Genomic DNA, 20419 nt, shown 5'->3' with positions numbered 1-20419 from the left:
CTCCGCCTCGGTCGGAACAGCTTTCCTGTCATGTGCCTAAGGGTATCGCGCGAAAACTCTTTGCCCGAAGTCACCGAAGGCGATGACCTGATAGGGCTGGGTTCGCCCGCCCATCTCCATGCCAGGCGAACCCAGCGGCATTCCCGCCACGGCAAGGCCTTTCACGCCCTTGGGCCTTTCGCGCAGCAGGCGCTTGATCTCGGCGGCGGGAACATGGCCCTCGATCACATAGCCTTCGACTTCCATCGTGTGGCACGAGGCGAGCGCAAGCGGCACGCCGCGGGCGGCCTTTACCTGCGGCATCGGCACGTCTTCGCGCATCACGATTTCGGCCTGAAGCCCTTCGCGGACATGTTTCGCCCATTCGTGGCAGCAGCCGCAGCCCGGATCGCGGAACATGACATAGGGCACGGCCTGCGCGGCGCCGGTGCACGAAGCGGCAAGGAGAGCCACCGCGCTCGCCAGATTACGGGCCGTATTATGCTTGAAAGCCATCATCCTGTTTCCCCTTGCGACATTTGCGCGATCATAGCGCCTTGCGATTGCCGGCACATGACCGGGATCAATCATCCTTGGCAGAATCGAAATTGATGGCCGTTCTTTTGCCCGACATGCTGTCGATAATCGGGCATTCGGGCCGGTCGTCGCCATGGCAGGTCTGGGCAAGATGGACGATGGCGGCCAGCGCCTCGACCTTGCGGCCCAGCTCGTCGGCCTTGGCCAGAGCCAGCGCCTTGACCTCGGCACTGGCGCGGTGCTCGTGGCTCCATAATGCCAGCAGCTCGCCAATCTCCTCGATCGAAAAGCCGAGGTCGCGGGCATTGGCGATGAAGCGCAGGCGGTTGACGTCGGCATCGGCATAATCGCGATAGCCGCTGTCGCGGCGCAGCGGCGCGGGGATCAGGCCGATCTTTTCGTAATGGCGGATCATCCTTTGCGACACCCCGGTGCGCTGTGCTGCATCGCCGATGTTCACAAGCTTGCCGCTTTCAGCCGCAGCGAATTGCCGATCACGCTGACAGAGGACAGCGACATCGCCGCCGCCGCGATCACGGGGGACAGCAATATGCCGAAATGCGGATAGAGCACCCCCGCCGCCACCGGCACGCCCAGCGCATTATAGGCAAAGGCGAAGACAAGGTTCTGCCGGATGTTCGACATGACCTTGCGGCTCAGCGTCCGGGCGCGGGCGATGCCGGTCAGCTCGCCGCCCAGCAGCGTGATGCCCGCGCTTTCGATGGCGACATCGGTGCCCGACCCCATGGCGATCCCGACGTCCGCCGCGGCCAGTGCCGGGGCATCGTTCACCCCGTCGCCCGCCATGGCGACGACCTGACCCTCTGCGCGCAGCCGTTCGACCACCGCGCTCTTGCGGTCGGGCAGGACATCGGCCTCGACCTCGTCAATGCCGAGCGACCTTGCCACCGCCTCTGCCGTGGTGCGGTTGTCGCCGGTCAGCATCAGCACGCGGATACCTTCGGCGCGCAGGGCCTTGATCGCGGCAGGCGTGGTCGCCTTGACCGCGTCGGCAATGGCGATGACGGCGGCGACCTTGCCATCGACGGCCATCAAAATCGCGCTGGCGCCATCGTGCCGAAGGTGATCGGCCTCCTGCGCCGCTGTATCGGGATCCACGCCGTTTTCGCGCAGGAAGGCCGCATTGCCGAGCAGCACCCGCCTGCCATCGACATGGGCGCTCGCGCCCTTGCCGCTGGGGGAATCGAAGTCGCTTGCCTCGGGCGCAGCAATGCCGCGCCGCTCCGCTTCGGCCATGACCGCCTGCGCAAGCGGATGTTCCGACGCCTGCTCGACCCCTGCGGCAAGGCGCAGCGCCTCCTCCTCTGCCAGATTGCCCAGCGTCACGATGCGAGTGACCGACGGCTTGCCCTCGGTCAGCGTGCCGGTCTTGTCGACCACCAGCGTATCGACCTTCTCCATCCGCTCCAGCGCTTCGGCATTCTTGACCAATATTCCTTCCTCCGCCCCGCGCCCCACGCCGACCATGATCGACATCGGCGTGGCAAGGCCAAGCGCGCAGGGACAGGCGATGATCAGCACCGCCACTGCCGCGACCAGCGCATGGGCAAGGCGCGGTTCGGGGCCCCACAGGCCCCACGCGGCAAAGGCGAGCAGCGCGACGAACAGGATCAGCGGCACGAACCAGCCCGCAACCTTGTCCGCCAGACGCTGGATCGGCGCGCGCGAACGCTGGGCCTGCGCCACCATCTGCACGATGCGCGCCAGAGGTTCGTTCGCGCGCGCGTAGTTCGAGCACCTGGCCCAGAAGGACCAGCACGGTAATGACCGCAGCCGCTTCGAAATAGACCGCGACCGTGCCATCGGCGCGGCGGAAGGCATCGGGGAACAGGCCGGGCGCGAGCGTCGCGACCATGGAATAGGACCACGCCACCCCGGTCCCCAGCGCGATGAGGGTGAACATGTTGAGATTGCGCGTGGCGACCGATGCCGCCGCCCGCGTAAAGAACGGCCAGCCCGCCCACAGCACCACCGGCGTCGCCAGCGCCAGCTGCACCCAGACCGAAACATCCATCGGCACGAGATGATGGACAGCGGGAAACACATGCCCGCCCATTTCCAAGAGGAACACCGGCAAGGCGAGCGCAAGCCCGATCCGGAACCGCCGCGTCATGTCGACCAGTTCCTCGTTCGGGCCGGCATCGGGGTCGACCATCTCGGGCTCCAGCGCAATGCCGCAGATTGGGCACGATCCCGGGTGGTCCTGCCGCACCTCGGGGTGCATCGGACAGGTCCAGATCGCGCCTTCGGGGGCGGGTTCCTCGTCCGCCGGGTTCAGCCAGCGATCCGGGTCCTCGACAAAGCGCGCCGCGCAGCGGGCGCTGCAGAAATAATATTCGCGCCCGTCATGCGTGGCGTGATGCGCGGTCGCCTGTGGATCGACCTGCATCCCGCATACGGGATCGGTGACCTGCGTGCTGCCTGCCGCGGCATGATCGTGATTACAGTGCTGATGCGCTTCCATCGGCTTATCTCCTTGCCGATAAGACATATAAGGCCTGACATCATGTCAGGGTCAAGGGGACAAGCAATCTACCGATTTGATCGGGATTATCGCTGACCGGTTTACACCGCGCCGCTTTCTCTCTGACCGCTTTTGACATGCAAGGCGCAGCAAGACAGACGGCTTTATCTTGTGCCCAGCCACTTTGATTTACTCGGCAGGGCGAGGAATGCGTTTCCCCTTGCGGCGGCTTGTCAGGTGAAAGGAATGACAGCGGTCGCAGCGGTAAGTTCGAAGCTGCAAGCCCGAGCGCCGCACTACCGCAAGGGCCTCTTCCTGCGAGCGGTAGGATTTCTTCTTCAGACATATGCTCAATCGGGTTCGCACCCTGCCACACTACAGATGACGCACCGGTTAGTCGCTCGCCAACTGACAGAGAGCCGATGGATGGCCACCCATGGGCATGGTGAGTGTGCCTCTTGCTGGCCGGATGGCCACTGACGCAGCCCCGCTTTGCGCCGCCAGTGCCGCGAAATGAACGCTGCGAGTGGCGATGCCGGTATGGCTTTATCGGGCGAACCCGCTATGAGGCGAACACCGCAAATTCAGGCAGACCAATGGCCCGCAAGCATTCGAAAAAAGACCCGTATGGCGACCTGCATCAGGAAGAAGACACTCCTGAAAGCATTCCGGACTGTTGGCTCTGCGGGCGCCCGACCGGAAAGACCATCGTATGGCATCATCCCGTGCCCAAAAGCCGGGGCGGAAGAGACGTGGTCCCGATGCACCCGATCTGTCAGCAGACGCTGATCGCCAATTTCACCAATTCGGAAATGCAGCGCCACGGGATGGACGTCGAGGGCTTGTTGGCCGACCCCGCGGTCCGCAAGTTCGTCGATTGGGTGGCTAACAAGGACCCCGATTTCACGGCCACGATAGCCAAGAAGAAACGCTGAGCACCGCTCCCGCTTGACGGGTTTCAACCGGCAGGGGCGTCAATCCGCCTTTTCGCGAGCATTCTGTCCGCGATTGAAAAAGCCGCGATGCAAAGCGCATAGCCGGTCCAGAAGATCGCCGTGAGCGGTGCGGCATTGCCGAGAGCGATCCTGGCAGCGAAGCTCAGCATGAGCATGACGGGAGCACCACCGACCACGCCATGCCATAGGGACCAGAGCATCGGTTCGCGATATCCGCGCCGCTGACGCTTGCCGAGCCAGATATAGGTGCCGGTCGCGCAGATCGCGGTCAGCGCCGCCCCGAACAGGACATAGGCAAGCTTCACCCATATCCCGCCATAGTTTCCGAAATGGAGGTTATAGGTGGACGCAGCCGCCTGCTGCCCCCATTCGCCGTCGGAAAGCCCGGTCTTTCCCGTGAAATGGCCCGCGGCATCGAATCCGTAATATTCGCCAAAAATCAGCCGCCTGTCGTGCACCCCCACCATCTGCACATGCTGTCCGCGCGTCAACGGGTCGTGCAGAATGGCATATGTCAGTTCGACGCCGGGGTGGTTGGCGCCCATGTATCGCAGGGCCGCCGCGACATCGGGCGGCGGGGCGGGCGCGCTGTCGCCTTCGGCCTCCTCGCCGAAGATCGGGGCATAGACCGCCTCCACATCGCCATCGTAATCATTCGCGGCAATCGCATAGGCGGTCACGCTGGCGAGGCCGATCAGCGCACCCGTCAGGGCGATGGCGATGCCGAAAGGCAGGGTCCACACGCTTAACCGGTTGTGCCAGTCGGCCAGCGCCACACCGCCAGAACTCCGCGCGCGAAAGCGGAATGCATCGCGGAAGATGCGCGGCAGTGCCACCACGCCCGACAATGACAGCGCCAGCATCATCACGCCCAATATGCCCACCACCGTAATGCCGACCAGCGACGGCAGGTTCAGCGTGTAATGCAGCGCGACAAGGAAATCGGACCAGGCGATCTCTTCCGGCCCTGCGATATCGCCATTCGCGGTCAGGTGCATGGCCGCGCTGTCAGTGGTGATCGTTGTGCGCGGCAGATCCTCCGTCGGAAGATGGACGTAGAGATGCGTCGTTAGTGCATCTGCGGGCTGGCGGAGCATGGCCTCCACCCCGCGCTGCACCGCTTCGGGCGCGATCGAGGCCATTTCGGGGGCATTTGGCTGCTCGGCCCGCTGCAATTCGGCGTAGAATACCGCGACGGTTCCGGTAAGCGATACGAGATAGAGCAAAGCCCCCGCGATCAGCCCGATCGCGGCATGGGCCGACAAGGCGCGCTTTACCGTTCCGGCTTCGACGGCCTTGGTCATGACAGGCCCCCGGCAAGAACCGGCGGAAGCGCGGCGGCCATGGTCGCGCCGATCAGCGCGAACTGGCGGCGGCGGCTGGCCGTCATCAACAGGGCATAGGCCAGCACCGTCCACGCCAGCGGCGCGGTAAACAGGGCGATTACGGTCGCATTCGCCTCTGCCGCGCCGCAAAGCAGCGCGATCCAGCGCAGCAGCAGCGCCATGGCGATCGCGCTGCCGAAGGAGAGCACCGCGACCAGCGCAAAGGTCAGGAACCGCTCGCCAAGGCGCAGCGGCTCACCCCCTTCGGGCAGCATGCCGGCGCGCCGGTTCGGCGCCCTGCCCCGCTTTGGCGGCGTAGTGATCGCCGCCCAGCCAAGACAGGCGAAAGCCGCCGCCATCGCCCATAGCGCCGCGACCGCGATCCCCCACGCGCCCGCCGATCCCGCTCCGCACAGCAGGGAAAGGGCAATGGCACCCCAACCCGCGAGATTGTGCCATGCGGAGCGAGCCTGCAGCCCCCACGACAGGCGCAGGACGAGGATGCCGACCACCCCCGCCGCGCTGCCCAAGGCGAGCAATCCATCATCCGCCATCAGAAACGATAGCCAAGGGTGGCATAGACATTGCGTTCGCTGCCCATGAAGCAATCGCCCCGCGCAAGGCAGGCGGCGTAATAGTCCTTGCCGAGCAGGTTGGTCGCATTGACCGACAGGCTCCAGCGCTGCCAGCCAATTTCGGCCACCGCGTCGACAAGGGTGAAGGCAGGCGTCGTCAGCCCGTCGGGGAATGCGGTGCCATATGATCTGTTCTTGCCGACATGGCGCACGCCCGCGCCGAATTTTGCGGCCGTATCCGCCGACAGGCGCAGCCCCTTCATGGCCCAGAGCGAGGCGTTGAATTTCGGCACATTGTCGAGCTGGTGGCCGGTATCCTCGACCTCCGCCTCATTATAGCTGGCATTGGCGATCAGGCTGATTTCGCCGGGCAGCGCGGCATTGGCCTCCAGCTCCACGCCTTTCGATGTCAGCGATCCGATCTGAAGCTGGCCGGTCAGCACGACATCGGGATCGTCGGGGCTGGTCACGACGGCAGAGACCGGGCGGTTCGCTTCCTTGATGTGATAGGCCGTGGCGGTGACGATAATGCCGTCGAGGGGGTGGAATTTCACACCTGCTTCGAACTGGCGGCCCGTTTTGGGGACGAAGGGATCGCCATAGACATCGGTGCCGCCGATCGGCTCGAAACTCTCGGTATAGCTGGCGAAGGGGGAGATGCCGGGAACAAGCTCGCCGATGATCCCGGCGCGGAATGTCGTGGCGCTCTGGTCATAGACCTCTGTGCCATAGGAAGTGGAGCGTGCCTTGTCGCGGCGCGCGCCCAGCACGATGGACACGCGGTCCCACATGCGGATCTGGTCCTGCAGGTAGAAGCCGATCTGGCTCTGCTTCGTGTCCTCTTCAGAGCCATAGAGATAGCCCGTATCGCCGGGCATCGGGATCGTGCCGCCGAAATCCGACAGCGCATCGTAATCGATGTCGTATATGTCGATCGTCTCCAGCGCATAGCCGCTGGTCTTGCGCACCCGGTTCCAGCTGTAATCGACGCCCGCCAGCAGCGTGTGTTCGACCGCATCGCCGGTGCGGAAATCGAACTGCACATTATTGTCGGCCGAAAAGATCTCCATCCGCGCGATGCTGCCGCTCGCATAGTTGGAGATCAGGCGCTGATCCTCGTCCAGATAGGGGTTCAGCGGGCTTGAATAGCTGTTGGGGTAATGGGTGAGATAGGTCAGGTCGCTGTCGATATAGCGCGCCTTGAGATTCACCGTCAGATCGCGTGAAAATTGGTGCGACGCCATGGCCGTGCCCTGCAGCAGGCGTCCGTCATACCGGTCCCAGCCCGGCTTGCCGATGAAGGTATCATTGTCCAGCTGCCCGTTCGGATTGTCGAGGATCGTGCCGACCAGCGGCAGGAACTGCGACGTCGAGCCGCCGTCATCCTCTTGATACAGACCGATCAGCGTGATCGTCGTCGCCGCATCCGGCGCGAAGGTAATGGAGGGCGAGATCATCACCCGGTCGTCAGAAACGTAATCGGTCTGCGTCCCGGAATCGCGCACGCGGGCGACGATGCGCGCCGCGACCGTGTCGGTCAGCGGCCCGGTGATGTCGGCCATCGCTTCCTTCCGATCGAAAGAGCCATAGCGTAGCGATACTTCGCCCCCGCTTTCGAATTGCGGGGTTTTCGATACCATGTTGATGATGCCGCCCAGCGATCCCTGCCCGAACAGGACAGAGGCTGGCCCGCGGACCAGTTCGATGCGGTCGAAATTATACGGATCGGCGCGAATGCTGGCGTAATAGCTGAAGATGTCGCGCATGCCGTCGCGGAACTGCAGCGCGCTGATCCCGCGCACCAGCGCGCCATCGACGCGGCTGTCGGGACCATAGGGATTGGCCGTCACGCCCGAGACATAGTTGAGCGTATCGCTGACCGATACCGCGCCCTGCGCTTCGAAAACGCTATCGTCGATGATGGTCACGGGCTGCGGGATTTCCACCACCGGCGTCTTGGTCTTGGTGGCGGTGACACCTTCTTCCTTGCCGCCCGAAACGACGATGTCGCGCGGTTGTTCGCTCGCGCCAGCATATTTCCCAGCAGCATTGTCTTTGGCTTCGGTGCGTTCGGCAGCGAACGCATGGGCTGAAGTGAGCATGGTGGCGGACAGGATCGAGAATTTGAGCAGTCGCATGGGTTCCCCGTTTCGAAGTTGCCGACTCGATAATGCGACTCACTCTCATTTGCAACCAAAGCTTGCAGATAGATTGGTGACAGGCGGCAGATCGCGGGCCTTTCCCTCTTCAGCCCGTGTCTCTTTTCAGCCGGGCCCTGACCTGCCCGCTACGCGCACGATATGGCGCCTGAAAGCCGTATCCTCTCGCCCAAGAATGGCGCATGCGGCCACGCAACGCCCAACGCCGTTGATCCCGTGCAAAAGGATCACCCGGTGCTGCCGCCGCAGCCGCGGTATCGGAACCAGTCTCGGAGAAGATCAATGCAGACGGCGCGCTGGCGCTGTCGAGCCGCGAATTGCGGCGCTTTCAGGCGAGTTTCGCCGCCACCTCCCGCGCGATCGCCATGCTGGCGGTCAACCCCGGGCTTTCAATGCCGAACAGGTTGACCAGCCCTTCGCAGCCATGGTCGTCAGGGCCGGAAATCACGAAATCGGCGGCAGCCTCACCCGGCCTCGAAAGCTTGGGCCTGACCCCTGCATAGCCCGGTTGCAACCGTTCGGGATCAAGCGCAGGCCAGATCCGCCGTGCAGCATCGGCGAATCTCTCGTGTCGCGCAGGGTCGACCGTATAATCGACCTCTTCGATCCATTCGACATCCGGACCGAACCGTGCCTGGCCCGCAATATCGAGCGTCAGATGTGTCCCCAGACCGCCCGGCTCGGGCACGGGGTAGATAAGGTGCGAAAAAGGCAGTTTGCCCGCATAGGTGAAATAGACGCCGCGCGCATAATGGATCGGTGGCACATGCGCAGGGTCCAGCCCCTCGGTCGCGCGGGCCAGGCTTTGCGCTTTCAGCCCTGCGGAATTCACCAGCAGAGGTGCCGAAACGACCGGCTCGTCCATGCCTTCCAGCCACATCTGCCACAATCCGCCGGCGCGCGTGACATGCGTGACCCGGCTCCCGGTCACCAGCATCGCGTCATGCGCCTCCGCCACGCCCAATAGCGCCAGCATCAGCGCATGGCTGTCGATGATACCGGTAGAGGGAGAGAACAGCGCGCCCGCGCAATCCAGTTCCGGCTCCAGGCCTTGCGCCTCTGTGCGTGACAGGAAGCGCAAATCGCGCACACCCGCTCCCTCTGCCCGCTTCAGTATCGTCTCCAGCTCACCGAACTGGGCCGCCCCATGGGCGAACACCAGCTTGCCCAGGCGGCGATGCGGCACGCCGGCTTGCGCACAGAAATCATAAAGCATCTGGCGCCCCTCAACGCAGAGCCGCGCTTTCAACGAGCCTTCCGGATAATAGATTCCGGCATGGATAACCTCGGAATTGCGGCTGCTGGTCCAGCTACCGAAATGGTCTTCGCCATCAAGGATCAGGGGAGCCTTTCCCGCCAGCGCCAATGCGCGCGCAACGGCAAGGCCTACGACGCCAGCGCCGACAACGATCGCCCCCACTTCTTCAGCCATGCGCCAATTCCCCTGTTCGGCAGATCCGGGTCTATCGCGCAGCGGGCTACACAACCAAGCGATTTCGCCTAAGACGGCGTGGCAGGCCGCCGATCCGGCCACGCGATGCAAGGAGACGCGAAGAGATGGGTGACTTTGTCCAATACGAAAAGCGCGGGCAGATCGCGGTGCTGACGCTCAACCGTCCCGACAAGCTGAATGCGCTGGCTTCGCTGGAGGATTGCCACGATCTGATCGCCGCTTTGGAACGGATCGGCGATGACCCGCAGATCAGCGCCGCGGTGCTGACTGGCGCGGGGCGCGGCTTCAGCGCGGGCGGCGATCTGCAATCGATGAAGGAAAAGAACGGCGTCGCCAATCGGGAGCACCCTGCCCTCACCCGCAGCAATTACCGGTCCGGCGTGCAAAAGATTCCGCGCGCCTTCCGCGCGTGCGAGGTGCCAATCGTCGCTGCGATCAATGGCGCGGCTGTCGGGCTGGGCAATGACATCGGCTGCCTGTGCGACATTCGCATCGCCAGCACCCATGCGAAATTCGCGGCCAGCTTCATCAAGATCGGGATCATCCCCGGCGATGGCGGCGCGTGGATCCTGCCGCGCATCGTCGGCTTTTCCAAAGCGGCGGAAATGATCCTGACCGGCGATCTCATCACGGCGGAAGAGGCACTGTCCTGCGGCCTCGTCTCGCGCGTGGTCGAACCCGATGCGCTGATGGACGAAGCGCTGGCGATGGCAGAGCGGATCGCTGCGAACCCGGCACGCTCGCTCCGCATGGCAAAGCGACTGCTCCTCAACGCGCAGGACGCGAGTCTCGATACGATTCTGGAAATGTCGGCGGCCATGCAGGCTGTTGCGCATGAGACGGAGGACCATGCCGAGGCAGTCGATGCGTTCCTGGCCAAGCGCCCCCCTGAATTCAGCGGACGCTGATCCCATTGTGCGAAAATTCGCCGATCAGGCAGGTTTCGCCATTCTTCCGGGGAGAAAAACCGCCTGTGAGTCGCATAGAGCGCGTTTCTGGGATGGGGTGGCATCTACCCCACCCGAATCGGGCTTTTGGCCTTGTACGAAGCCCTGAAAGAGGATTTTTCCGCAGCTTTTTGTGCTAAAACCCCATGGATTGTGGAAAAACCATGAGCGCCTTTGTGAAATGAATTAAATTGGCGCAGCGTGCCAGCGAAAAGCTTCATTTTTTTCGCGAGGCGCAAAATGCATTCTGAGATCGACCGCATATCCGAACTGGCTGAAGCCGGTGAACGCATGATCGAACGCCTGCGCAAAAAGGCATTTCTGCCCGAAGCGCGCAAGGGGCTGTCGGTCCGCTATGGCATTGCCGAGGCGGCCGCCCTGCTGGAGTGCAGCACCAACCGCATTCGCATGGCCGAAGAGGATGGCCGGCTCCCCCCCCCTCCCCCGACCGAGAACGGGAGGCGTCCCGGCTATACGATCGAGGAACTCCTCAACATGCGCGAGGTGCTGGACGCCTCGCCCCGGCGCGCGCCGCTGGATACGCCCGCGATGATCGCGGTGCAGAACTTCAAGGGCGGCGTGGGCAAGTCGACGGTGACCACCCACCTCGCCCATTATTTCGGGGTACAGGGGTACCGCGTGCTGGTCGTCGATTGCGACAGCCAGGCGACGACGACCACCCTGTTCGGGTTCAACCCGCATTTCAACGTGACGCGGGAACAGACGCTCTATCCCTACCTGTCGATCGAGCCGACGCAGCAGACGCTGGATTACGCGGTGCAGGGCACGCCATGGCCCAATGTCGATCTGATCCCGTCGAACCTCGAACTCTTCGATGTGGAATATGAGCTGGCCGCCGCCGGTTCCGATGGCGGATCGGTGCTGGCAAGCCGTTTTCGTAAGCTGAAACAAGGCCTTATGGAGCTTGCGCAGGATTACGACATCGTTTTGCTCGATCCTCCGCCAGCGCTGGGGACGATCAGCCTTGCCGTGATGCAGGCGGCCAATGCGCTGCTTGTGCCGATGGCGGCGACCACACCCGATTACTGCTCGACCGTGCAATTCCTTTCGATGATGGAGCAGGTCACCGGGCAGCTTCAGGAAGCTGGGATCGCGGTCGAATATGATTTCGTCCGCCTCATCTGTTCGAAATTCGACGCCAATGACCCGAGCCACGCGATGGTCCGCCAGATCATGGAGCAGAGCTTCGGCCCTGCCCTGCTGCCGGTGCCGATCCTTGAAAGTGCGGAGATCAGCCACGCGGCCCTGCGCATGATGACCGTGTACGAGCTGGAGCGCCCCATCGGCACCCCGCGCACGCATAAACGCTGCCGCGCCAATCTGGACGAGGCGATGGGACAGGTCGAGGCGCTGGTGCGCCGCGGATGGGGTGTTGCCCAACCCGCGAGCGAAGAGACCGTGGTCAATGCGGCCTGAACTCCCGCTCTCCTTCGATTTTATTTTCCTACCGGCCCAAGATCTGCGCAGCGAGCGCGCCCGACACACCGGTAACGCCGAAAGGATGCACGATGGCCCGTAAGCAAAGCGAATATCTCGCCGATCTCCTGGGTGATGACGAGGACGATGCAGCCACGGCGCCACCTTCCGAGACTGCCGAAGCAGCCGTTCCGGAAGTGTCGACGCCGGCGCCCGCTTCCCCGCCCCGCAATCGCCGCGGTTCGATGACGCTGCTGGGCCGCGAAAGCGCCCTCGCCCGCGTTGCCAGCGGTGATGTAAAGCAGGTCACGCAGATGCTGCTGGACCCTGCGCGGGTGCGGCCATGGGCAGGCAATGCGCGCTCATATGCGCATCTGAGCGAGGAGAATTGCCGCGAGCTGATCGACGCGATCATCGCCGAGGGGGGACAGAAGGTTCCTGCCGTGGTGCGCCGGGTTTCGGACGATCCGAACCATGAATACGAAGTTATCGCCGGCACCCGCCGCCACTGGTCGATCAGCTGGCTGCGCGCCAATTCCTATCCCGAAATGCGCTTTCTGGCGCAGGTTGCGGAACTGGACGACGAGGCTGCCTTTCGCCTTGCCGATATCGAGAACCGGGCGCGCAAGGACGTTTCCGACCTCGAACGCGCGCGCAATTATGCCGAGGCGCTCAAGACGCATTACGGCAATCACATGACCCGCATGGCGGAACGGCTGAAGCTTTCGAAAGGGTGGCTGTCGAAAATGCTGAAGGTCGCCGCGATCCCCGATAGCGTTATCGCCGCCTTCGCCTCACCTGGCGACGTGCAGCTCAAGCCCGCCTATTCCCTGGCGCAGGCGCTGGATGACGATAGCCGCGCCAAGTCGATCCGTGGCGAAGCCCGGACGCTCTCCAAAGAGCAGGCAGACGCGCGCGTCAATGGCCGCCCTCCCCTCCCCGCCGTCGATGTGCTGAAGCGCCTGCTGGCCGCCGGCACGGAAAAGCCCGAGGCAAAACCGATGGTGATCCTGCGCGAAGGACGGCCCCTGCTGACGGTCAAGCAGACGAACCGGCAGGGCGTCACCATCCAGCTGCATTCGGGAACCGGAGCGCGCGAGGCCGATGTGCTGAATGCGGTCAAGCGCGCGCTGGTGCAACTCGATGAGGATGGTCGGGGCCTGAAGCCGTGAGCGCCCGCCCCCTGCCCTGCCCATCCGGCAGGATATGTTTCCCCGGGGAAACCTGCATGTTTCCCCGCCATGACCTGAGCCGTGTTTCCCCGGGGAAACACGGCTCGATGCTATGAAGGCCGGACGAAAATGACGCGCTCTGCAAAGACCAATGCGACCAGACAATCGGTCCCCGAACAGTTCGACCTGTTCCTTCCCTATCTCGCCGATCTGCCGATGCGCGATCAGCGCGAGATGATGGAGCGGCCCTTCTTCTCCCTTGCCAAATCGAAACGCGTCAAGCCGATCGATTACACCAGCCCAGACGGCAAGCTGTGGGTCCATGTCAGCGCCAATTCCGATTACGGCATGGCCACGATCTGGGATGCCGACATCCTTATCTATTGCGCCAGCCAGCTCGCCGACATGGCGCGCCGGGGCATCAATGACGTCCCGCGCAAGCTGCACCTGATGCCTTACGATCTTCTGCGTGCCATCGGCCGGCCTACCACAGGCCGCGCCTACGAGCTGCTCGGACAGGCATTGGACCGTCTCGTCGCCACCACGATCAAGACCAATATTCGCGCAGAAAACCGACGCGAGGCAACTTTCTCATGGCTCGATGGCTGGACCCAGCTTGTCGATGAAAAGACCGAACGGTCTCGCGGCATGACACTGGAACTGTCGAACTGGTTCTGGGAAGGCGTGATGATGAAGGGCGGGGTCCTCTCCATCGACCGCGCCTATTTCGACATCACCGGCGGTCGCGAACGCTGGCTCTATCGCGTGGCGCGAAAGCACGCGGGCGGGGCAGGGGAGGCGGGCTTTGCCATCGCCATGCCGACATTGTTCGAGAAATCGGGCGCAGAGGGGCAATATCGCCGTTTCAAGTTCGAGATGCTCAAGCTGGTCGAGAAGAACGCACTTCCGGGCTACGGCCTGACCCTCGAGGAGGGCAGGGGAGGGGAGACACTCGTACGCATGCGGCGGATCGACGGCAAGGACGGGGCGGAGACAAGGTCCACGATGTCGCCGAATTCGGAATGCCAGGATGCACCGATACCCACAAACGATGTTTCCCCGGGGAAACCGGAAACAGCCGTCGCGCACAAATCAAGCCCCGCGCCTGCCAATGCCAAGCCGGGGCGGGGAGGGCGCGCGCAGCCCGGAACACGTGCCGGCGCTGATGACCATGTCACCGAAGACGCTATCGATGCCAGTGCGCTGATCCGCTCAACGCTCGCCGGAATGACCGATGCGGCAACGCGCGGCTATCTCACCGACGATACGATCGAACATCTCCGCGAGAAATGCCCCGGATGGGACCTCCACGCGCTTCATGCCGATTACCAGCGCTGGGTCGATGCAGATCCCACACGCATGCCCGCCAACTGGCAGAAGGCTTTCATTGGATGGGTCAAGCGACACCACGAAAAGCATCGTCACGAACTGCGCGGCTGACCGCCTGAGAGGGCCTTCCAAACTTGGCCTGAACCGATCTTCGTCATGACTTGCGCCTTTTATCGTGGCACTTGCCCTCAGCTGCCGCGCCAGATTCCGCCCCAGCGTTCCCGAAGTGTCGCGTTTAGCAGGCCCGATCATCAGGCCGTCAGCAAGCGAGCGCATCTTTGAAGGAGTTTCCGCAGATGCGGCAATAAACTGATTCAATAAGAGCGCCGGATTTGTACTTTTCGAACAGCATCGACACATCGAGAACGCCATTAGGCACAACAGGAACAGATTATCGACCCTTCAGGAACGCTTCCCCGACACTACGGGAACGATTTCTCGATCCATCAGGAACGCAGGCCTGCCGCGACTCGCGGACTCAACCGCATGACACCCCTCTTCCGACCGCTTAACTATTCAAACTCTCCTTTAACCCCTCTAACCTTCACGAAGATCATAGGATCTCTGGATGAAGGGGAAGGGTGCCCCTGCACACGCACCTTGCCATGCCACGGCTTCAGGACTATATTCAGTCCTTGAAAGGACCGATCCGTGAACATGCACGACCGCGTGAAACCCATCAGCTATCTCAAGGCTCATAGTGCCGAGCTTATCCGCCAGCTGGGGGAGGGCGCCCCGCCACTGATCGTGACGCAAAACGGCGAGGCGAAGGCCGTACTGCAGGACATCGGCAGTTATGAACAGACGCAGGAGACGCTTGCCTTGCTCAAGCTGATCGCGCTCGGCCGCGACGACATGGCGCAGGGCCGCACCGTCCCGGTCGAAGGCCTTGCCGACAGGATCCGTTCGCGTCGCTGATCCATGGCCGAACAGTCGAACAAAGTCAGGATCGCGCTCGGCGCCGAACGCGATCTTGCCGCCATATACCGTCGGCGCAGCCTCCAGCGCGGGGAAGGGGGGCCTGACGGATCCGATGCCCTGCTCGATGCTCTTGTCGAAGCGATCGAAAGCCTTGGCACATTCGCAGCTCGCGGGCCGGTGGTGCACGAACTCGACGCAATCGGCATACGCGAATACCGGCAACTATCCCTCAACCCCTACCGGATCGTCTATCACCTTGAGGGCACGACCGTAACGGTCCTCATCGTCGCCGATTCACGCCGGGACTTCCACACCTTGCTTAACGAGCGACTTCTCGGCAGCTGAAGACGCAGGGCAAAGACACAAGGGCTCTGGCCCAACTGAGTGACCATCCGGCCCGGCAATCGAACGCGGACATCCGTGCGGCCTGAATTCCAGCCTTTAGGGCAGTCAATTGACGTCCAATGGAAGCGGTAGGACAAAACCGACAACGGTCGTGGTTGCAGCCATCTAACTGAAGGATGCCGCACACCATCCGGCTTAGGGACTGGAGAGGGGATATCGTGCGCCCGATATGTCGGACCAGGGTCGGTATGGGCACGAAGATCCATGCCATGATCGATGCCCATGAACAATCGCCTGAAAGAAGGGAGCTGTGTGGCAACCCGCTACGGCCAAGATCCGCGATCCTGTCTTCTCGACGCCCTCCGTAACCGCTTTCGTCATTCTCTGGACATGGCCAATGGTCCTGAGCCCAGGGCCGTCTCTGGGCTGCAGTAAAATACGCAACTGTCCGCGGATGAACCGAGGTACGCGTCGCCAGCTGAAGAGACCTTGCGCAGCCGGAGCGGGTTCGACGCTCAAATATCGTGCCCTGCATGCCCCTTACGCGCTTGTGAAAAACGCGACGCCAATGGGGCGAGTTTATCAATCCAGCGACGGGTAGCAGATGCCTGTTGCTTCCAGTCAGTCGGATTGATCGTATGACCATATCATCTTTGCCTTTGGCCGACTCAAGTCTCTTGCGGCAGCAGATGTACATAGGTGGTGACTGGATCGGTGACGCGGACCATCCCGTAAATGATCCTGCCTCGGGCGAAAAAATCGCCTTCGTGCCACGTGCCGATGGAAAGCTCGCGCGCCAGGCGATCGAGGCTGCCCAGGTCGCCATGGCCGAGTGGAAGGCGCGACTGGCCGCGGATCGCGCGAAACTCCTGCGTCGCTGATTCAATCTCATTCTCGAAAACGCTGAGGACCTGGCCCTCATCCTGACGCGCGAACAAGGTAATCCGCTGGCAGAAGCGCGCGACGAAATCGCCTATGCCGCCGCTTACGTCGAATGGTTCGCCGAGGAGGGGAGGCGGGTCTATGGCGAACCCATCCCCGCGCACAGATCGGACAGCAGGATCGTTGTCATCCGCCAACCAGTGGGCGTTGTCGCCGCGATTACCCCGTGGAACTTTCCGGCCGCGATGATCACGCGCAAGGTCGCTCCGGCACTCGCGGCGGGTTGTTCCGTCGTGCTCAAGCCTGCCATGCAGACGCCCCTGACCGCCCTGGCCCTGGCGGCCTTGGCCGAACGGGCTGGTATTCCGGCCGGGCTGTTCAATGTCGTCACCGGGCCAGCCAAACCGATCGGCGACGAATTCACGCAAAACCCGAATGTCGCCAAGCTCAGTTTCACAGGCTCGACCCGAGTGGGCAAGATGCTCATGGCGCAATGTGCGTCCACTATGAAAAAACTGTCGATGGAACTGGGCGGCAACGCTCCCTTCATCATTTTCGAAGATGCCGACCTCGATGCTGCGGTCGAAGGGGTGATCGCCTCAAAATATCGAAACAGCGGGCAGACCTGTGTCTGCGTCAACCGGATCTTCGTGCATGAGGACGTGGCCGAGCAGTTCGAGGATAGGCTGTCGCGCGCCGTTGCCGCGCTCAAGGTAGGGGCCGGTGTCTCGGACGGAACGACGCAAGGCCCGCTGATCGACGAGAACGCGGTGGCGAAGGTCGAGGCTCACATCGCTGACGCCATCGAAAAGGGCGGCAGGCTCGTGACCGGTGGACGACGGCATCCACTCGGGCAGACGTTTTTCGAACCGACCGTCATTGCGCAATGTTCGCCTGACATGGCGGTCATGAAAGAGGAAACTTTCGGCCCTCTCGCACCGCTGTTTCCCTTTGCTTCCGAGGAGGAGGCGATTGCGCTCGCCAATGATACCGAGGTCGAGCTGGCCGGCTATTTCTACAGTCGCGACTTGTCACGCGCCTGCGGGTAGCCGAAGCGCTCGAAGTGGGGATGGTGGGCGTCAACACCGGCATGATTTGCACGGAAGTCGCCCCGTTCGGCGGTATCAAGGAACCCGGCATGGGCCGAGAGAGATCGCGGCACGGCATAGAGGATTACACCGAGCTTAAATATATTTGCTTCGCCGGAATTTGAAGCCGATAGGCGATCACGATTGCCCTTTGAAAGATGGAGCGCGTTTTCCAAGGAAGGCGCCGATACCTTCCCGGCCATCCTCTCCTGCAGCGCAGGAGGCGATGCTTTTCGCTTCGCGTTCGAGATGGGTTTCGAGACCTTCTGCATAGGCACCCATCAAAAGCGCCCGACTACGGGCAAAAGCCCTGGTTGGCCCTTCGGCGAGTTGCCCGGCCTGCGCCACTGCCATTGCCTCCAGATCGGCATCGGGGACAAGCTGTGTGATCAGGCCTATTTCCAAGGCTTGCTGCGCGGAAAGGCGCGCATTCGTAAGGATAAGATGTTGCGCCTTGCGCATTCCGACAAGCCGGGGGAGTAGCCAGCTCGCGCCGCCGTCGGGTGTGAGGCCGATGGCGGTATAGGCCAGCGTAAACTGCGCGGCTTCGCCCGCGATGACGATATCGCCCAGCATCGCGAGTGACACTGGTGCCCAGAGCGGCAGTAGTAGTTCTAGAAGGTGTTCTTAGAACGGTCGGATCTCCAACCGGCTCGCCCCAAATCCCAGCGTATCGGCTCGACGAGGATGACGCATGACCAATGCTCCTGCGCTCGACGTCTTCTTGCATGATCGCCGCATAGGAAGTCTGCTCCATCTCGACGGCGACGGCAGCATTTTCTCGTTCGATCGCGACTATGTTGCAGACACCGCGCGACCGACCTTGTATCTGTCGTACAAGGATACATTGGGCGGGTTGATCGATACGCCGCGCGCCTATCGTACTCGGATCGAACCCTTCTTCTCGAACCTGCTACCTGAAGGCACCTTAAGAGATTTCTTGGCTCGCCGGGCAGGTGTCAAAGCGCTCCGTGAGTTTCCGCTTCTCACGCAGCTCGGCGAAGACCTGCCCGGTGCTGTGAAGGTCCTTCCTATCGACAAGGTGCAGGCCGCATTAGATCCGGTGTCCGACGAGCGTGTGAGCGAGCAGATCACGCGGACAATGCGCTTCTCGCTGGCCGGTGTTCAGCTGAAATTTTCGGGTATCCGCTCCGGCGCCAAGAACGGGGGGCTGGCCATACCGGCGAGCGGGACGGGTGGCGACTGGATCGTGAAATTGCCCTCAGTGCGGCATCCCGACGTTCCTGAAGCAGAGTTCGCGGCGATGACGCTCGCCCGGCAATTGGGAATAGATGTGCCAGAAATCGATCTGATACCGATCGAGGCCGTTGAAGGTTTGCCGGAAGGGATCCAGCGGTATGGGCAATCGGCTTATGCAATCAGGCGTTTCGACCCCAGCCCAGACGGACCCGTGCATATGGAGGATTTCGCTCAGGTCTTCAGCGTCTCACATATTGCGTGCTGATCGGAAATGGGGACATGCACCTCAAGAACTGGTCTCTTGCTCATCCGGATCGGCGTCGGCCTATTCCGGCTTACGACAAAGCGCGGCTCCCATCGCATCTTGTTGTGTCGACTGCGCGTGACATTGTCGCGCGCTTCGATCAGCTTTGGAATCAGGAACGCAGCAATCTTCCCTTTCCGAGCGAAGTAGTTGCGGCAATCGACAAGCACCGCAAAAAGCTTCTTGTTTGACGGCGACATTCGGATGCCGTCCAGCAGGATATGGGGGAGGGGGCATCGATGTCGTTCTTCCTGGTGAGAAAATCGACCGAGGATTGTCCGAAGTCTGGGTCGTCTGTCCGCTCCAAAAGCCTCCCCGTCCTGCGCGGGAAAATCGCATCTCTTTACGCAAGCGGCGGCGACGACCGAATCTGACGCAGGTGTAGGAAATAACGGCCGCAGCCCATTCGTTCAGGGGGCAATCTTGTACATTCACCATGGCTTGCTGCTTCACGCGCCCTCCGATCTGGTCCGCTTTCTCGGTTGCGGCCATGCCACGGCACTGCATTTGCTGCAGGCAACCGATCCCGCTGCTGCGCCGGACAAGGCAGCCGATGGCGATCTGAATGTGCTGACCCAGAAGGCTGGTCTGAGGCACGAGGAAACCTATCGTCAGTTTCTCGAAGTGAAGGGCGGGCTGGTCGAAATCGCGACCGCAGGCACCGAACATCGCGCCGATTGCCGCTTCATCGCCGGTTGCGACGGGTTTCACTGCCCCAGCCACAAGGCCGTGCGGATGAGCGTGGGCAAGGCGTTCGGGCGTGTCTATACTTTCGGCTGGCTTGGCAGCCTCGCCGATGTGCCGCTGACCGGAAAAATCGAGGACTGGTCTGATGACCGCACCTAGGACAAGCTTGCCATCCGCCTCGGCCCCGAGGCGGCGGCGCATATCACGCGCGGCCCGTCCATCGAAAAGAGCATCGCGCCGCTGCGCTCCTATGTGGTCGCGCCAATACGGCACAGCTCGCTGCTGCTGTGCGGCGATAGCGCGCATATCGTGCCGCCGACCGGGGCCAAGGGGCCAAACCTTGGCGCCGGCGACGTGCATTATGCGGCCGAGGCAATGACCGGGTTTTTCAAGAGGAACGACGGCGATTTCATCACCGCCTGTTCGGACAAGTCGTTGACCCGCGTGTGGACGTCCGAACCTTTCAGCTGGTCACTGACGCGCCTGATGCACCGCTTGCCTGAGGACGTCCGGTCCGAACGCGCCATGCAGGTGGCAGCGCTGGACCATATCGCCACGAGCGCGCGGCGCAGACATCCATTGCGGAAAACCATGTTGGTCTGCCGGCCTGATCTCAGCGCCCGCGCAAAAGAAAAGGC

General features: G+C 62.4%; 14 protein-coding genes and 4 pseudogenes. 10 read left to right on the top strand and 8 right to left on the bottom strand.

The window, feature by feature from the left end:
- Positions 1-36: 36 nt before the first annotated feature.
- The 3 genes and pseudogenes from A9D13_RS16240 to A9D13_RS16230 form a co-directional block, all read right to left on the bottom strand.
- Positions 37-495: a DUF411 domain-containing protein gene (locus A9D13_RS16240; protein WP_066776058.1), complete on the bottom strand. Its 459-nt coding sequence runs from the start codon at positions 493-495 to the stop codon at positions 37-39.
- Between the two features lie 67 nt (positions 496-562).
- Positions 563-976 carry a Cu(I)-responsive transcriptional regulator gene (gene cueR / locus A9D13_RS16235; RefSeq protein WP_066775995.1) on the bottom strand — a complete coding sequence of 138 codons (414 nt, stop codon included), beginning with the start codon at positions 974-976 and terminating at the stop codon, positions 563-565.
- A pseudogene (locus A9D13_RS16230) lies at positions 973-3001 on the bottom strand (heavy metal translocating P-type ATPase). The gene cueR and the pseudogene A9D13_RS16230 overlap by 4 nt, the downstream one beginning before the upstream one ends.
- A gap of 596 nt (positions 3002-3597) precedes the next feature.
- Here A9D13_RS16230 and A9D13_RS16225 point away from each other — a divergent pair.
- Positions 3598-3936 (top strand): hypothetical protein, encoded by a 339-nt coding sequence (locus A9D13_RS16225; RefSeq protein ID WP_066775993.1) that lies wholly within the window; start codon positions 3598-3600, stop codon positions 3934-3936.
- Between the two features lie 23 nt (positions 3937-3959).
- On the opposite strand, the gene A9D13_RS16220 is transcribed toward A9D13_RS16225, so the two are convergent.
- From A9D13_RS16220 to A9D13_RS16205, 4 genes are all read right to left on the bottom strand, one after another.
- On the bottom strand, positions 3960-5261 hold the full coding sequence (locus tag A9D13_RS16220) for a PepSY-associated TM helix domain-containing protein (RefSeq protein ID WP_066775989.1): 1302 nt from the start codon (positions 5259-5261) through the stop codon (positions 3960-3962).
- Entirely contained in the window at positions 5258-5836 is a 579-nt protein-coding gene (locus tag A9D13_RS16215) for a hypothetical protein (protein ID WP_066775988.1), read from the bottom strand. Before A9D13_RS16215 ends, A9D13_RS16220 begins: the two co-directional genes overlap by 4 nt.
- Positions 5836-7995 (bottom strand): TonB-dependent siderophore receptor, encoded by a 2160-nt coding sequence (locus A9D13_RS16210; RefSeq protein ID WP_066775986.1) that lies wholly within the window; start codon positions 7993-7995, stop codon positions 5836-5838. The genes A9D13_RS16215 and A9D13_RS16210 overlap by 1 nt, the downstream gene beginning before the upstream one ends.
- Before the next feature lie 349 nt (positions 7996-8344).
- Positions 8345-9448 carry an NAD(P)/FAD-dependent oxidoreductase gene (locus A9D13_RS16205; RefSeq protein ID WP_066775985.1) on the bottom strand — a complete coding sequence of 368 codons (1104 nt, stop codon included), beginning with the start codon at positions 9446-9448 and terminating at the stop codon, positions 8345-8347.
- Positions 9449-9573: 125 nt separating this feature from the next.
- Between A9D13_RS16205 and A9D13_RS16200 the strand changes: the two genes are divergently transcribed.
- The 7 genes and pseudogenes from A9D13_RS16200 to A9D13_RS16170 all read left to right on the top strand — a co-directional run bounded on the left by A9D13_RS16200 (position 9574) and on the right by A9D13_RS16170 (position 17715).
- Positions 9574-10377 (top strand): crotonase/enoyl-CoA hydratase family protein, encoded by an 804-nt coding sequence (locus A9D13_RS16200; RefSeq protein ID WP_066775983.1) that lies wholly within the window; start codon positions 9574-9576, stop codon positions 10375-10377.
- A gap of 279 nt (positions 10378-10656) precedes the next feature.
- Positions 10657-11853: an AAA family ATPase gene (locus tag A9D13_RS16195; RefSeq protein WP_066776055.1), complete on the top strand. Its 1197-nt coding sequence runs from the start codon at positions 10657-10659 to the stop codon at positions 11851-11853.
- Positions 11854-11945: 92 nt separating this feature from the next.
- Positions 11946-13025, top strand: coding sequence for a ParB/RepB/Spo0J family partition protein (locus A9D13_RS16190; protein WP_066775980.1), 1080 nt, complete (start codon positions 11946-11948; stop codon positions 13023-13025).
- 129 nt (positions 13026-13154) lie between these two features.
- Positions 13155-14465 (top strand): replication initiator protein A, encoded by a 1311-nt coding sequence (locus tag A9D13_RS16185; RefSeq protein WP_066775977.1) that lies wholly within the window; start codon positions 13155-13157, stop codon positions 14463-14465.
- Positions 14466-15005: 540 nt separating this feature from the next.
- The gene (locus A9D13_RS16180; RefSeq protein WP_156522129.1) at positions 15006-15272 is read left to right on the top strand and encodes a type II toxin-antitoxin system Phd/YefM family antitoxin; all 267 of its coding nucleotides are present in this window, start codon (positions 15006-15008) and stop codon (positions 15270-15272) included.
- A 3-nt stretch (positions 15273-15275) separates the two neighbouring features.
- Positions 15276-15620: a type II toxin-antitoxin system RelE/ParE family toxin gene (locus A9D13_RS16175; RefSeq protein ID WP_066775972.1), complete on the top strand. Its 345-nt coding sequence runs from the start codon at positions 15276-15278 to the stop codon at positions 15618-15620.
- A gap of 638 nt (positions 15621-16258) precedes the next feature.
- A pseudogene (locus A9D13_RS16170) lies at positions 16259-17715 on the top strand (NAD-dependent succinate-semialdehyde dehydrogenase).
- Between the two features lie 13 nt (positions 17716-17728).
- On the opposite strand, the gene A9D13_RS16165 reads toward A9D13_RS16170, so the two are convergent.
- The gene (locus A9D13_RS16165; RefSeq protein WP_066775971.1) at positions 17729-18166 is read right to left on the bottom strand and encodes an enoyl-CoA hydratase-related protein; all 438 of its coding nucleotides are present in this window, start codon (positions 18164-18166) and stop codon (positions 17729-17731) included.
- A 118-nt stretch (positions 18167-18284) separates the two neighbouring features.
- Here A9D13_RS16165 and A9D13_RS16160 point away from each other — a divergent pair.
- A pseudogene (locus A9D13_RS16160) lies at positions 18285-19285 on the top strand (type II toxin-antitoxin system HipA family toxin).
- Between the two features lie 466 nt (positions 19286-19751).
- Positions 19752-20392 (top strand): annotated as a pseudogene (locus tag A9D13_RS20200) (FAD-dependent monooxygenase); the annotation flags it as partial.
- Positions 20393-20419: the final 27 nt, after the last annotated feature.

Source organism: Croceicoccus mobilis (genome assembly GCF_001661965.1).
Taxonomy (GTDB): domain Bacteria; phylum Pseudomonadota; class Alphaproteobacteria; order Sphingomonadales; family Sphingomonadaceae; genus Croceicoccus; species Croceicoccus mobilis.
Note: the sequence above shows the minus strand (reverse complement) of the source record. Positions and strands in the feature narration are given on the sequence as shown.

What these genes read in the sequence shown, in the direction of transcription:
- A9D13_RS16165 (WP_066775971.1), bottom strand. Translation starts at nt 18,166, where the DNA reads ATGCTGGGCGATATCGTCATCGCGGGCGAAGCCGCGCAGTTTACGCTG.
- A9D13_RS16240 (WP_066776058.1), bottom strand. Translation starts at nt 495, where the DNA reads ATGGCTTTCAAGCATAATACGGCCCGTAATCTGGCGAGCGCGGTGGCT.
- A9D13_RS16175 (WP_066775972.1), top strand. Translation starts at nt 15,276, where the DNA reads ATGGCCGAACAGTCGAACAAAGTCAGGATCGCGCTCGGCGCCGAACGC.
- A9D13_RS16205 (WP_066775985.1), bottom strand. Translation starts at nt 9,448, where the DNA reads ATGGCTGAAGAAGTGGGGGCGATCGTTGTCGGCGCTGGCGTCGTAGGC.
- A9D13_RS16225 (WP_066775993.1), top strand. Translation starts at nt 3,598, where the DNA reads ATGGCCCGCAAGCATTCGAAAAAAGACCCGTATGGCGACCTGCATCAG.
- A9D13_RS16200 (WP_066775983.1), top strand. Translation starts at nt 9,574, where the DNA reads ATGGGTGACTTTGTCCAATACGAAAAGCGCGGGCAGATCGCGGTGCTG.
- A9D13_RS16190 (WP_066775980.1), top strand. Translation starts at nt 11,946, where the DNA reads ATGGCCCGTAAGCAAAGCGAATATCTCGCCGATCTCCTGGGTGATGAC.
- A9D13_RS16220 (WP_066775989.1), bottom strand. Translation starts at nt 5,261, where the DNA reads ATGACCAAGGCCGTCGAAGCCGGAACGGTAAAGCGCGCCTTGTCGGCC.
- A9D13_RS16210 (WP_066775986.1), bottom strand. Translation starts at nt 7,995, where the DNA reads ATGCGACTGCTCAAATTCTCGATCCTGTCCGCCACCATGCTCACTTCA.
- A9D13_RS16195 (WP_066776055.1), top strand. Translation starts at nt 10,657, where the DNA reads ATGCATTCTGAGATCGACCGCATATCCGAACTGGCTGAAGCCGGTGAA.
- A9D13_RS16215 (WP_066775988.1), bottom strand. Translation starts at nt 5,836, where the DNA reads ATGGCGGATGATGGATTGCTCGCCTTGGGCAGCGCGGCGGGGGTGGTC.
- A9D13_RS16185 (WP_066775977.1), top strand. Translation starts at nt 13,155, where the DNA reads ATGACGCGCTCTGCAAAGACCAATGCGACCAGACAATCGGTCCCCGAA.